Source organism: Halomonas marinisediminis, assembly GCF_004347715.1.
GTDB lineage: Bacteria > Pseudomonadota > Gammaproteobacteria > Pseudomonadales > Halomonadaceae > Halomonas > Halomonas icarae.
Window position 1 is genome coordinate 1 of the sequence record NZ_SLTR01000806.1, and the last position, 226, is coordinate 226.

1 protein-coding gene is annotated in these 226 nt (G+C 73.5%); it reads left to right on the plus strand.

The genetic code is table 11. The features are described from left to right. Positions 1-42 precede the first annotated feature (42 nt). Positions 43-226: hypothetical protein (locus tag E0702_RS18595; protein WP_205742172.1), on the plus strand; the 184-nt coding region annotated here is incomplete at its 3' end.

Sequence of the window (226 nt, forward strand, 5' to 3'; positions counted from 1 at the left end):
GTGGCGCTGGAGGTGGTGGCGCGGGCCCAAGGAAGCCTGAAGATGGCCTTCGTATCCCCGCCGGTCGCGATCCTGGAGGACAGCGGGTTGCTGGTCGCCCTGCGCGGCACTGGCGCGCGGATCGTGGTGATCGACCTCGACGCGGCGGCGGCGGCGACCCTCGGGGTGGAGACCCTGGCGCGGCCCTTCACGGCTGCGCAGGTGCGCAGATTGCTGGGCAGGGCCC